A 12,225-nucleotide genomic window follows, 5' to 3' on the forward strand; every position below is an offset into this window, starting at 1 on the left:
CAGGCCGGGCCGGACCGGATTGCCGTCGATGTCGCGGGGGACGGGTTCGCCGGGGACGGGTTCGCGGGGGGCTGGCGCATCCATCATGCCGCGTCCTCCCGCTCGTCGCTGCCCTCGGCGCAGGCCAGGAAGACCATGCGCCGGTCCACCAGGCCGCGGATGAAATCGTGCACGTCGCCCTCGATCTGCTCGGCGGGGGTGGCATAGCGCCCGCACAGGTTCAGGATGACCTCGGCCAGGCTGCGTTCCCCGTCCAGCTCGGACAGGATGGCATCGCCGACCGCGTCCAGCTGCATGGCCCGTTCCGGCGCCAGAAGCACGCGGATGCCGCGCACGCGGTCGTCATGCAGCCGCACGCCGCGCGGCAGATAGGGCACGCAGGCGCCGCTGATGCGCCCCCCGGTCATGGGACCGCAGCCGCATTGGGGGCCGGGCCGGAAGCGGAAGCGGCATCGGGCGCCGGCTCGGGAATGGCCGAGTCCAGCAGCCCTTCGCCCGACCGCCAGGCGCCGGGGGGAAGCCGCCCCTCGACATAGCCGTGCCACAGCGCGTCGAGCTGCGCCCAAAGCACATCGGTCTTGAAGATCAGCGCCGCCGCCGCCGCGTCCTGCTTTTCCAGCGTGTCGGCATGGTCCAGCACATAGGTCAGGCCGAACTCGACATCCTTCGGCGCCTCGGTCAGCCGGTTGCGGAAATAGGCCAGGCTGGTCTCGTCGGCGAAATCGTAATGCTTCAGCAGCCCCTCGATGCGCTCGGCATGGATCTTGGGCGCGAACATCTCGGTCAGGCTGGCGGCCACGGCATCCAGCAAGGGCATGTCGCGCACGAAGCGGACATAGGCATCGACGGCGAAGCGCGTCGCCGGCATCACCCCCGCGCCGCCGGCGACGTAATCGGGATCGAGGCCCACGGCGCGGGCCAGTGCCAGCCAGCGCCGGATGCCGCCGCCCTGATCGACGCCGCCGTCGTGATCCTCGATCCGGTGGCGCCAGATGCGGCGCAGCTGCGGGTCGTCCAGCCGCGACAGGAAGGCCGCGTCCTTCATCGGGATGCGCGACTGGTAATGCCAGCGGTTGATGACCCAGGCCCGCACCTCGTCCGGCGTGCACTGCCCGCCATGCAGGCGTTTGTGGAACGGGTGACGGTCGTGATAGCGCTCGGCGCCGATGCGCTTCAGGCGCTCGTGGAACTCGGCGCGGGTCTGGGCGCGGTGGTCGGCAAGTTTCATGGCGCGATCTCCATACCGTCATGGCCGATCTGCCAGCCAGCCGCCTGCGCCTGCGCGCGCTCGGGGCTGGCGGGATCGACCAGCGGGTTCGAATTGTTCAGATGCACATAGATGCGGGCGCCCAAGGCCACCTGGCGCAGCCCGTCCAGGCTGCCGCCCGGACCCGATACCGGCACATGGCCCATGCGCCGCCCGGTCTTGGCGCCCAGCCCGGCGCGGACCATCTCGTCATCGGTCCAAAGCGTGCCGTCGAACAGCAGCGCATCCGCGCCTGCGATGCGGTCGCAAAGCCAGTCCGGAACCGAGGCGCAGCCGGGGATGTAGAACGCCCGCCGGCCATTGGCGGCCAGTTCGACACCGACGGTCTGCTCGCCCATCAGCCCGGTCTCGACCCGCGCGCCCTCCAGATACAGCGGCACCTTGCCGGGCACCGCGAACAGCGTGGCGGTCAGGCCCGGCGCCAGGGCGAAAGCGCGGTCCAGCGTCACCTCGCGCCGCGGCACCAGGCCGGGGGCCAGCGCCGACAGCATCGGATTGCCGGCCAGCACGGCATGAATGGCCGGGGTCGCGAACAGGTCGAAACCCTGCCCTTCGCGCAGGGTCAGCAGGCCGGCGACATGGTCGATGTCGCCATTCGTCACCAGCACCGACCGGATCGGAGAGCCGCGCAGCCCCTCGGGCCGCAGCGCCGGCGTCGCGGCCAGCTGCTGGCGCAGGTCGGGCGAGGCATTGATCAGCGCCCAGTCCCGGCCATTGGCGGATATGGCGATCCCGCTTTGGCTCATCGCGGGAATGCGCCCATTGCGCGCGGCATCGCAGTTGCGGCAACCGCAGTTCCACTGCGGCACACCACCGCCTGCGCCGCTGCCGAGAATCACGATACGCATGGTCAGGGGTCCGGCAGGCCCGGCCCCCGGCAAGCAGGGACCGGGCCCGGACATCGCCAGAACGGTTTAGAACAGGACCGGCTCGTCCTCGGCCGGGGCATACATGTTGATTTCCATGCCGCAGGCGATTTCCTTCAGCGCGGGTTTTGTCCAGGCCATATGGTTCTCCTCCTCCAGGTTGCCGCTTCGGGTGCGGACAAGTCGATGCTAGGCCACCGCGGTCGCCAGTCAACACGCCAAAGGTCGTAGATGGCCAGCCGACGGGGGCTGTGCTAACCTTGGATCCCGAAAGGAAAACGGATGTTCCATCTGGTCCTGGCCGCCTGCCTTGCCGCCCAGCCGGGCAGCTGCGAATCGCGGCTGCTGCCGGCCGGCGAGGCGGCGACGCGCGAGGATTGCCAGTTGCGCGCCGAGCCCATCGCCCGCGACTGGCTGGCCCGGCATCCCGACCTGGCCGATGGCGGCGGCACCCGCTGCGTCGAGACCGCGGAACTGCCCGCCCTGACCATGCAGGAGGTGGCCGAGGGCATCCACCTCCACCAGGGCGCCATGGCGGCGCTGTCGCCGCAGAACCGCGGCCGCATCGCCAACCTGTCCTTCGTCATCGGCGAGACGGTGGCGGTGATCGACGCCGGCGGCAGCCGGGCCGAGGGCGAGGCGCTTTACGCCGCCATCCGGCAGCTGACCGACAGGCCGGTCAGCCACGTCATCCTGACCCACATGCATCCCGACCACATCCTGGGCGCCGAGGTCTTCTCCGAGGCCGGCGCCACCATCGTCGCCGATGCCCGCCTGCCCGAAGCGGTGGCGCGGCGGGCGGAAAGCTGGATGATCTCGGTCCCGCGCCAGATCGGGGCGGCGAATTTCGCCGGCACCCGCATCGCCGCCGTGGACCACAAGGTCACCGCGCCCGAGACCATCTCGCTGGGCGACCGCAGCCTGCGGCTGACGCCGGTGCCGCCGGCCCATACCGACAACGACATGACGGTCCTGGACGAGGAAACCGGCACGCTGTTCACCGGCGATCTGGTCTTCCAGGGGCTGACGCCGTCGCTGGACGGCTCGCTGGCCGGCTGGCTCGACTGGATCGGCCGGCCCCCCGATCCGCCGCCGACGCTGATCGTGCCGGGCCATGGCCCGGCGGTGGAAGGCTGGGACGCGGCGGTGACGCCCGAGCGCCACTACCTGACCGCCTTGCGCGACGCCACGCGCGAGGCGCTGCGCCACGGCCTGGCGCTGTCGCGGGCCATTCCGGCGATCAGCCTGGCGATGAAGCCGGTCTCGGAGGGATGGGCGGGTTTCCAGGCCGTCACCGCCCGGAATGCCGCCACGGCCTTTGCCGAACTGGAATGGGAATAGATTGCCTCGCCCGCGCCCCGGTGCCACAACTATGCCGAGCGCAAAGGAATGGGGATGGTCATGGCACGTCTTGCCCGGCACGGTTTCATCGCGGCGGTCCTTGGCGGGCTGCTGCTGGCGGGCACGGCCCATGCGCAGGATGATGCCCCCCTGCCCGAGCGGCGGCTGTCCCTGCAGGCCGATACCGACCTGCCGGGCGGCGATCTGGGTCCGATCTTCGACACCACGCTGCAAGCCTGCGTGCAGGCCTGCCTGGGCAACGATGCCTGCACGGCGCTGACCTATAACGAACGCGCCCGCGCCTGCTTCCCCAAGGGCGAGGGCACCGGCGCCGCGGCCGGCTTTGCCGGTGCGCTGTCGGGCCATGTCGTCGCCGCCACGGCCGAGGAGCGGCTGCGCGCCGAATCCCGCGCCGGCGCCGCGCCCGTCATCGGCGCGCAGGATCTGGGCGCCGCGCGATCCCTGGCCCGCAGCTTTCCGGCGCTGCACCCGCCGCTGGCCGAATATGCCCAGGGCAGCGCCCAGCAGGCCGAACGGGGCGGCGACCTGGCGCTGGCGGCGCGCATCACCGCCGCCGAGGCGGCGCGCTACGACCGCGCGGCCGACTGGACCAACCTGGCGCGGCTGACGCTCTACACCAGCGACCAGGGCGACCGCGAGGCCTCGGCGGCCATCGCCTCGATGGCGATCAACGGCTATCTGCGCGGCGCCGAGGATGCGGTGGCCGCCCGGGCGCTGTCCTGGCTCGCCATGGCATGGGAGCGGCTGGACCGCGGCCACGACGCGCTGGCGGCGCTGCGGCTGGCGGCGAGGCTGTCGCCCGCCGATCCCGAGATCGCCTCGGCGCTGACGGAATCGCAGGCCCGCAACGGGCTGCGCGTCACCGACACCCAGGTCGAAGCCGAGGGCAAGACGCCGCGCTTCTGCGCCATCCTGTCGCGCGAACTGTCCTCGGGCACCGATTACGCGCCATTCCTGCGCCTGCCCGGCCGCGACCTGACGGTCGAGGCGGATGGCGAACGGCTTTGCGTCGCCGGCCTGACGCATGGGCAAGAGGTCGAGCTGACCCTGCGCGCCGGCCTGCCCGCCGCCGATGGCGAGGTGCTGGCCCGCGACGTGACGGTCAAGGGCTATGTCCGCGACCGCGCGCCCTCGGTCCGCTTTCCCGGCCGCGCCTATGTGCTGCCCGCCTCGGGCGACCAGCGGCTGTCGATGGTCACGGTCAATGCCGACACCATCAGCCTGCGGCTCTTGCGGATTTCCGACCGCAACCTGATCCGCGCCATGGCCGAGGACATGTTCGCGACGCCGCTGGACAGTTGGCAGGCGGATTACTTCAGCGACCGCATGGCGCGCGAGGTCTGGAAGGGCACGGCGCAGGTCGCCAAGCCCATGGGACAGGAGAGCCTGAACCAGGAGCTGACCACCAGCCTTGCCATCCCCGCCGAGGCCGGCCCGCTGGAGCCCGGCATCTATATCGTCGAGGCCGGGATCGAGAACGAGAGCGTCCAGGACACCGGGCTGGCCACACAATGGTTCGTGCTCTCGGATTTCGGGATCTCCACCTTCTCGGGCGCCGACGGGCTGACCGTGGCGGTGCGCAGCCTGGCCGACACCTCGGCCAAGGCCGGGGCCGAGGTGGCGCTGGTCAGCCGCTCGAACGAGGTGCTGGCCAAGGCCCGGACCGACGCAGAGGGGGTGGCGCATTTCGCGCCGGGCCTGTCCATGGGCAAGGACGGCGCCGCGCCGGCGCTGGTCACGGTGACCGACTGGCAGGGCGAGGGCGCCGAGCGCGCGCCCCGCGACATGGCCTTCCTGTCGCTGTCGGACCCGGAATTCGACCTTTCCGACCGCGGGGTCGAGGGCCAGCCCCCTGCCCCGCCCATCGACCTGTTCCTGACCACCGACCGCGGCGCCTATCGCGTCGGCGAGACGGTGAACGCCACCGTGCTGGCCCGCAATGCCGAGGCCCGGGCGCTGGAGACCCTGCCGCTGACCGCGGTGATCCTGCGTCCCGACGGGGTCGAGGCGACGCGCCTGCCGGCGCGGGATGCCGGCGCCGGCGGCGCCACGGTGGCCTGGTCGATCCCCGGCAACGCCCCGCGCGGCACCTGGCGGATGGAACTGCGCACCGAGGCGGACGGCCCGGCGCTGGCCACGGCGCGGATGCTGGTCGAGGATTTCCTGCCCGAGCGCATCGACTTTACCCCGCGTCTGCCCGAAGGCCCGGCCCGCGCCGGCGGCACGCTGGAGCTTTCGCTTGCCGCGCATTGGCTGTTCGGCGCCCCGGCCGCCAACCTGCCGGTCGAGGGGCAGTTGCGCCTGTCCCCCACCCGCAGCCTGAAAGGCTTCGACGGCTATGTCTTCGGGCGCGAGGATGACGACAGCTCGCCGGTGACCGACAGCCTGCCGCCGGGCACCACCGATGCGCAGGGCCATTACCAGACGCAGATCGAACTGCCGCCGGCCGGCCAGCTCGGCCCCCGCCCGGTCGCGGCCGAGGTGGTGCTGGACATTCGCGAAGGCGCCGGCCGGCCGGTCGAGCGCAGCGAATCGCGCGTGGTCATGCCCGAGGCGCCGGTCGTCGGCATCCGCCCGCTGTTCGAGGGCGACACCGTGTCCGAAAACGCCGAGGCGCGTTTCGCGCTGGTCGCGGTCGGCCCGGACCTGAAGCCGGCCTCGGAGCCGGTGCGCTGGGTGCTGAACCGCATCGACACCGATTACCAATGGTATTCGCTGGGCGGTCAATGGAACTGGGAGGTGATCACCAGCCGCACCCGCATCACCGAGGGCGTGGCCGAGCCGGGCGAGGCCCCAGCCGAGATCGCCGCCCCGGTCGAATGGGGCCAGTATGAGCTGGTGGCCGAGCCGGCATCCGGCCAGGGCGGGCAAAGCTCGACGCAGTTCTATGCCGGCTGGGGCGCGGTGGCGAATGCGGGCACCGAGACGCCCGACCGGCTGCAGGTGGTGCTGGACAAGCCCGCCTATCGCAGCGGTGACGTCGCCCGCGTCCGGGTCGAGGCGGCCAACGAGGGGCTGGGCCTGGTCTCGGTGCTGTCGAACCGGCTGGTCTCGATGCAGACCGTGGCGCTGAAGGCGGGCGAGAACAGCCTGGACCTGCCGGTGACCGACGATTGGGGCGCCGGGGTCTATGTCACCGTCAGCGCCATCCGCCCGCTGGCCGAGGCGCGGCCCGGCGACCGCCAGCCGGTCCGGGCGCTGGGTCTGGCCCATGCCGCCGTCGATCCCGGCGACCGCAGGCTTGCCGCCAGCATCGAGGCTCCGGCCGAGACCCGCCCGCGCGGCATGGTCCCGGTGACGCTGAAGGTCGAGGGCGCCGCGGCCGGCGAGACGGTGCAGGCCACCGTCGCCGCCGTCGATCAGGGCATCCTGAACCTGACCCGCTTCCAGCCGCCGAACCCGTCGCAGCATTATTTCGGTCAGCGCCGGCTGGGCGTGGCGCTGCGCGACCTTTACGGCCGGCTGATCCTGCCCACCGGCGCCCCCGACGGCGCGCTGCGCGAGGGCGGCGACGCCAGCCTTGCCGGCAATGCCGAGGCGCCGCCGCCGACCGAAAAGCTGATGAGCTGGTTTTCCGGTCCGCTGACCGTCGGCGCGGACGGCACCGCCACCATCGAGGTGCCGGTGGACGATTTCAACGGCGAGGTGCGGGTGATGGCCGTGGTCTGGTCGGCCAGGGGCGTGGGCCAGGCCGATACCTCGGTCCTGGTGCGCGACCCGGTGGTGATGACCGTGACCGCCCCCGCCTTCCTGGCGCCCGGGGACCGGGCGCAGGTCGGGCTGCGGCTGACCCATGCCTCGGGTCCGGCAGGCGAGATGCGGCTGGCCGTCCAGCAGGTCGGCGGCGACGCGCCGCTGACCACCAGCCTGCCCACGGACAGCGTGACCTTGGCCGAGAAGGCCGAGGCGCAGGTGCAGATGCCGGTGACGGCCGGCGATGCCGAGGGGCTGGCGAACCTGCGCCTGACCCTGACCACGCCGGGCGGCGAGGCGCTGACCAAGGACATCGCCATCCCGGTGGCGCTGAACGAGGCCGACATCCAGCGCCAGGACCGCATCGTGGTCGAGCCGGGGCAGAGCATCTCTGTGCCGCCGAGCCTGACCGAAGGCATGCTGCCCGGCGCGCTGCTGACCGCGGCGGTCGGGCCCTATGCGCGGCTGGACGTGGCGGGGGCGCTGGCCCGGCTCTCGCGCTATCCCTATGGCTGCACCGAGCAACTGACCTCGGGGGCCATGCCGCTGCTCTACCTGCCCAGCCTTGCGGCGCTGGAAGGAGTCGAGGGCGGCGAGGGCGGCGACACGGCCGAGCAGGTGCAGAAGGCGATCACCCAGATCCTGACCCGGCAGGGCAGCAATGGCGGCTTCGGCCTGTGGTCTGCCGATTCGGGCGACCTGTGGCTGGAGGCCTATGTCACCGACTTCCTGTCGCGGGCCCGGGCGGCGGGCTATCAGGTGCCCGATACCGGCTTCCGGCTGGCCATCGACAACCTGAGGAACCGCGCCAATTACGCCACCGAACCCGGCGCCGCCTCGGCCGAGGAAAACGCGGCGCTGGCCTATGCGCTGGCGGTTCTGGCCCGTGAACGCGCCGCCACCGTGGGCGACCTGCGCTATTACGCCGATACCGCCGCCGGGTCGTTCTCGACGCCGATGGCGGCGGCCAACCTGGGGGCGGCGCTGGCCTCCTATGGCGACCAGGGCCGCGCGGACCGCATGTTCACCCAAGGACGCAACCTGCTGAACCTCGGCGCGCCCGAACCCCACGCCTTCCGCGCCGATTACGGCACCAGGCTGCGCGACGCCACCGCGCTGCTGGCGCTGGCGGCCGAGGCAAAGACCCAGGCCGTGGACGAGACCGACCTGACCAGCCAGATCGCCGAGCGCATCGCGCGGGCCGAGCAGGACGGCCGCAGCCTGTCCACCCAGGAATCGGTCTGGACGGTGATGGCGGCGCAGTCGCTGTCGCGCTCGACCCCGCCGGCGACGCTGAACGGCGTGGCGCTGACCCAGCCGATCGCCAGCCTGCCCGACGCCGGGGCCAGCCTTGCCAATACCGGCGACCGCGCGCTGGAGGTGACGCTGACCGCGACCGGCAAGCCCGCCGGGCAGGTCGCGGCGGGCGGCAAGGGCTATGGCATCGCCCGGCGCTATTACAGCATCGAGGGCGAGGCGCTGGACCCCGAGAACCTGCCGCAAGGCACGCGCATGGTGGTCGAGCTGGAGATCTCGCCGCAAGCCGAGGGCGGCGGCCGGCTGGTCATCGCCGACCCGCTGCCGGCGGGATGGGAGATCGACAACCCGAACCTGCTGCGCGCCGGCGACGTCTCGGCGCTGGACTGGCTGGAGGGCGAGACCTCGGCCGAGATGACCGAGTTCCGCGCCGACCGTTTCGCGGCGGCGCTGACCTGGACCTCGGCCGAAAGGTTCCGGCTGGTCTATATCGTCCGCGCCGTGACGCCGGGCCAGTTCCGCCACCCGGCCGCCAGCGTCGAGGACATGTATCGCCCCGAGTTCCGCGCCTGGTCGGATGGCGGCACCGTGACCGTCGCGCCCTGACCAAGAGCCCCCGGCCCGCATGGGCCGGGAAGCCACCGCGGCGCCCTGACGAAAGCATTGCTTGCCCCATCGGCCTTGCCGGGCAATAATCCCCGCCATCGCGTAAGGAAGGGGAGGACGCCTTGCCCGAGACCCGCCCGACGACGACGCCGCCCGCGACGCGTCACGAGGATCGCGTGGCCCAGGCTTCGCAATCGCCCGGCGCCGTCACCCGGCTTGCCGCAAGCTGGCGCCGCTCGATGGTCAAGCACGGGCTGGACCCCGCGCGCCCGCCCGTGCAGCACCGGCTGACCGAACGCGAACTGGCCCTGCGCATCGAGCGCATGGACCGCTTCATCGCCGTCGCCCGGCCGCAGCTCGACCAGCTGTTCCAGCTGGTTTGCCCGACCGGCTGCAACCTGCTGCTGACCGATCCCGAGGGCATCGTGCTGGAACACCGGGTCAGCGAGGGCGACGCCGCCACCTTCCGCGACTGGGGGCTGTGGCGCGGCATGGACTGGTCCGAGGAGGTGCAGGGCACCAACGGCATCGGCACCTGCCTGGCCGAGGGGCGGCAGGTCACCATCCATCGCGACGAGCATTTCTATGCCAGCAATACCGGGCTGTCCTGCATGGACGCGCCGATCTGGGGCCCGGACGGCCGGCTGATCGCGGCGCTGGACGTCAGTTCCGCCCGCGCCGACCATACCGAGCGGCTGAACGCGCTGATCGCGGCGCAGGTCGCGCACAGCGCCCGGGCCATCGAGGCGGCATTCTTCCGGGTTTCCTTCCCCGGCGCGCGCATCATCACCGCCCAGGCGCCCGGCTCGGACGAGGCGGGACTGCTGATCGCGGTGGACAAGGACGACCTGGCCATCGGCGCCAACCGCGCCGCCCGCCGCGCCTTCGGGCTGGAGAAGGAGGGCCAGCTGCGGCCCCGGCCCGCCTCGGACCTGCTGGGCCGCGACGACGACACCACCGGCTTCGAGAAGGCCGAGCGCGCCGCGGTGATTCGCGCCCTGGCGCGGGCCGAGGGCAATGTCTCGGCCGCCGCCCGGGCGCTGGGTGTCGGGCGCGCCACGCTCTATCGCCGCATGCAGCGGCTGGGGATTTCGGAAAATCCGGGCAGACTGTCTCGGGGCTGAAACACATTCCGCGCTGCGGCATGGGGGGCGCGTTGATTTGCGGCCGCGCCCGTCCCAACCTTCTGGATGAACCGGCAGGAGGAGCCGGTCAGGACAGGAGGAAACCATGCCGAACGACCAGACGCATGACTTCAAGGGCGTCAACGTGATGCCTTTCGCCAAGCGCTACGACAACTATATCGGCGGCGAGTGGGTCGCGCCGAAATCCGGCAAGTATTTCACGAACACCACCCCGATCACCGGCGCCGAGATCGGCGAGATCGCCCGCTCGAACGCCGACGACATCGAATTGGCGCTGGACGCCGCCCATGCCGCCAAGGACAAGTGGGCCCATACCGCCCCGACCGAACGCAGCAACATCCTGCTGCGCATCGCCGACCGCATGGAGCAGAACCTGGAGCTGCTCGCCACCGCCGAGACCTGGGACAACGGCAAGCCGATCCGCGAGACCATGGCCGCGGACGTGCCGCTGGCCATCGACCATTTCCGCTATTTCGCCGGCGTGCTGCGGGCGCAGGAAGGCTCGATCTCGGAAATCGACTCGACCACCATCGCCTATCACTTCCACGAGCCGCTGGGCGTGGTGGGCCAGATCATCCCCTGGAACTTCCCGCTGCTGATGGCCTGCTGGAAGCTTGCCCCGGCACTGGCCGCCGGCAACTGCGTGGTGCTCAAGCCGGCCGAGCAGACCCCGGCCAGCATCATGGTCTGGATCAGCCTGATCGGCGACCTGCTGCCGCCGGGCGTGCTGAACGTCGTCAACGGCTTCGGTCTGGAAGCCGGCAAGCCGCTGGCCTCGAACCCGCGCATCGCCAAGATCGCCTTCACCGGCGAGACCACCACCGGCCGGCTGATCATGCAATATGCCGCCGAGAACCTGATCCCGGTGACGCTGGAACTGGGCGGCAAGTCCCCGAACGTCTTCTTCGCCGACGTGGCGCGCGAAGACGACGACTTCTTCGACAAGGCACTGGAAGGCTTCGCGATGTTCGCGCTGAACCAGGGCGAGGTCTGCACCTGCCCGTCGCGCGTGCTGATCCAGGAATCGATCTACGATCGCTTCATGGAACGCGCGGTCAAGCGCGTGCAGGCGATCACCCAGGGCGACCCGCGCGACGCCGCCACCATGATCGGCGCCCAGGCCTCGAGCGAGCAGAAAGAGAAGATCCTGAGCTATCTCGACATCGGCCGCAAGGAAGGCGCCGAGGTGCTGACCGGCGGCAAGGCCGCCGATCTGGGCGGCGAGCTGTCGGGCGGCTTCTACATCGAGCCGACGATCTTCCGCGGTCACAACAAGATGCGGATCTTCCAGGAAGAGATCTTCGGCCCGGTGGTCTCGGTCACCACCTTCAAGGACCAGGCCGAGGCGCTGGAAATCGCCAATGACACGCTTTACGGTCTGGGCGCCGGGGTGTGGTCGCGCGACGCCAACATCTGCTACCAGATGGGCCGCGGCATCAAGGCCGGGCGGGTCTGGACCAACTGCTATCACGCCTATCCGGCCCATGCGGCCTTCGGCGGCTACAAGCAGTCGGGCGTCGGCCGCGAGAATCACAAGATGATGCTGGACCACTATCAACAGACCAAGAACATGCTGGTCAGCTATTCGCCGAAGAAGCTGGGCTTCTTCTGACAGGGGCGGCGGCCCCGCCCGCGGGGCCGCTGCCTTCGGCGCGGGTATTTGGCAAAGGGAAGGGCATCATGGACCGGGTCACCGCCACCCCCGCCGCGCTGGAGCTTCTGGCCGAAATCGTCGCCGATCACGGGCCGGTGCTGTTCCACCAGTCCGGCGGCTGCTGCGACGGCTCCTCGCCCATGTGCTACCCGCAGGGCGATTTCCGCGTCGGCGAGCGCGACGTGAAGCTGGGCGAGATCGGCGGCATGCCGTTCTATATCTCGGCCAGCCAGTATGACACCTGGAAGCACACGCGGCTGACCATCGACGTGGTGCCGGGACGGGGCGGCATGTTCAGCCTCGACAATGGCCGCGAGAAACGGTTCCTGGTTCGGTCGGATATCTGCCGGATCTGACCGCCGGCGGGCGCGCGTC

At 71.0% G+C, this 12,225-nt stretch carries 9 protein-coding genes; 5 read left to right on the forward strand and 4 right to left on the reverse strand.

What is annotated here, in order from left to right; genetic code table 11:
• Positions 1-83 precede the first annotated feature (83 nt).
• The 4 genes from pqqD to pqqA all read right to left on the reverse strand — a co-directional run bounded on the left by pqqD (position 84) and on the right by pqqA (position 2,274).
• Entirely contained in the window at positions 84-407 is a 324-nt protein-coding gene (gene pqqD, locus ACFOMP_RS13940) for a pyrroloquinoline quinone biosynthesis peptide chaperone PqqD (protein ID WP_289892956.1), read from the reverse strand.
• Positions 404-1,228: a pyrroloquinoline-quinone synthase PqqC gene (pqqC, locus tag ACFOMP_RS13945; protein ID WP_289892955.1), complete on the reverse strand. Its 825-nt coding sequence runs from the start codon at positions 1,226-1,228 to the stop codon at positions 404-406. Before pqqC ends, pqqD begins: the two co-directional genes overlap by 4 nt.
• Positions 1,225-2,115 carry a pyrroloquinoline quinone biosynthesis protein PqqB gene (pqqB, locus tag ACFOMP_RS13950; protein WP_379031557.1) on the reverse strand — a complete coding sequence of 297 codons (891 nt, stop codon included), beginning with the start codon at positions 2,113-2,115 and terminating at the stop codon, positions 1,225-1,227. The genes pqqC and pqqB overlap by 4 nt, the downstream gene beginning before the upstream one ends.
• 66 nt (positions 2,116-2,181) lie before the next feature.
• Positions 2,182-2,274 (reverse strand): pyrroloquinoline quinone precursor peptide PqqA, encoded by a 93-nt coding sequence (pqqA, locus tag ACFOMP_RS13955; protein ID WP_019353469.1) that lies wholly within the window; start codon positions 2,272-2,274, stop codon positions 2,182-2,184.
• Between the two features lie 141 nt (positions 2,275-2,415).
• Here pqqA and ACFOMP_RS13960 point away from each other — a divergent pair, with 141 nt between their 5' ends.
• The 5 genes from ACFOMP_RS13960 (at position 2,416) to ACFOMP_RS13980 (ending at position 12,206) form a co-directional block, all read left to right on the forward strand.
• Positions 2,416-3,474 (forward strand): quinoprotein relay system zinc metallohydrolase 2, encoded by a 1,059-nt coding sequence (locus ACFOMP_RS13960; protein WP_379031561.1) that lies wholly within the window; start codon positions 2,416-2,418, stop codon positions 3,472-3,474.
• Between the two features lie 60 nt (positions 3,475-3,534).
• On the forward strand, positions 3,535-9,051 hold the full coding sequence (locus tag ACFOMP_RS13965) for an alpha-2-macroglobulin family protein (protein ID WP_379031564.1): 5,517 nt from the start codon (positions 3,535-3,537) through the stop codon (positions 9,049-9,051).
• Between the two features lie 122 nt (positions 9,052-9,173).
• On the forward strand, positions 9,174-10,175 hold the full coding sequence (locus ACFOMP_RS13970; protein WP_289892951.1) for a GAF domain-containing protein: 1,002 nt from the start codon (positions 9,174-9,176) through the stop codon (positions 10,173-10,175).
• A gap of 106 nt (positions 10,176-10,281) precedes the next feature.
• The gene (gene adh / locus ACFOMP_RS13975; RefSeq protein WP_289892950.1) at positions 10,282-11,808 is read left to right on the forward strand and encodes an aldehyde dehydrogenase; all 1,527 of its coding nucleotides are present in this window, start codon (positions 10,282-10,284) and stop codon (positions 11,806-11,808) included.
• Positions 11,809-11,876: 68 nt separating this feature from the next.
• Complete coding sequence (locus ACFOMP_RS13980) at positions 11,877-12,206, forward strand: DUF779 domain-containing protein (RefSeq protein ID WP_379031568.1); 330 nt, start codon at positions 11,877-11,879, stop codon at positions 12,204-12,206.
• Positions 12,207-12,225: the final 19 nt, after the last annotated feature.

It is taken from the genome of Paracoccus simplex, assembly GCF_042648325.1.
In the GTDB taxonomy this organism is placed as follows: domain Bacteria; phylum Pseudomonadota; class Alphaproteobacteria; order Rhodobacterales; family Rhodobacteraceae; genus Paracoccus; species Paracoccus simplex.

Excerpts from the sequence above, each read along its gene's own strand:
- pqqD (WP_289892956.1), bottom strand. The coding sequence starts at position 407 with ATGACCGGGGGGCGCATCAGCGGCGCCTGCGTGCCCTATCTGCCGCGC.
- pqqC (WP_289892955.1), bottom strand. The coding sequence starts at position 1,228 with ATGAAACTTGCCGACCACCGCGCCCAGACCCGCGCCGAGTTCCACGAG.
- pqqB (WP_379031557.1), bottom strand. The coding sequence starts at position 2,115 with ATGCGTATCGTGATTCTCGGCAGCGGCGCAGGCGGTGGTGTGCCGCAG.
- pqqA (WP_019353469.1), bottom strand. The coding sequence starts at position 2,274 with ATGGCCTGGACAAAACCCGCGCTGAAGGAAATCGCCTGCGGCATGGAA.
- ACFOMP_RS13960 (WP_379031561.1), top strand. The coding sequence starts at position 2,416 with ATGTTCCATCTGGTCCTGGCCGCCTGCCTTGCCGCCCAGCCGGGCAGC.
- ACFOMP_RS13965 (WP_379031564.1), top strand. The coding sequence starts at position 3,535 with ATGGCACGTCTTGCCCGGCACGGTTTCATCGCGGCGGTCCTTGGCGGG.
- adh (WP_289892950.1), top strand. The coding sequence starts at position 10,282 with ATGCCGAACGACCAGACGCATGACTTCAAGGGCGTCAACGTGATGCCT.
- ACFOMP_RS13980 (WP_379031568.1), top strand. The coding sequence starts at position 11,877 with ATGGACCGGGTCACCGCCACCCCCGCCGCGCTGGAGCTTCTGGCCGAA.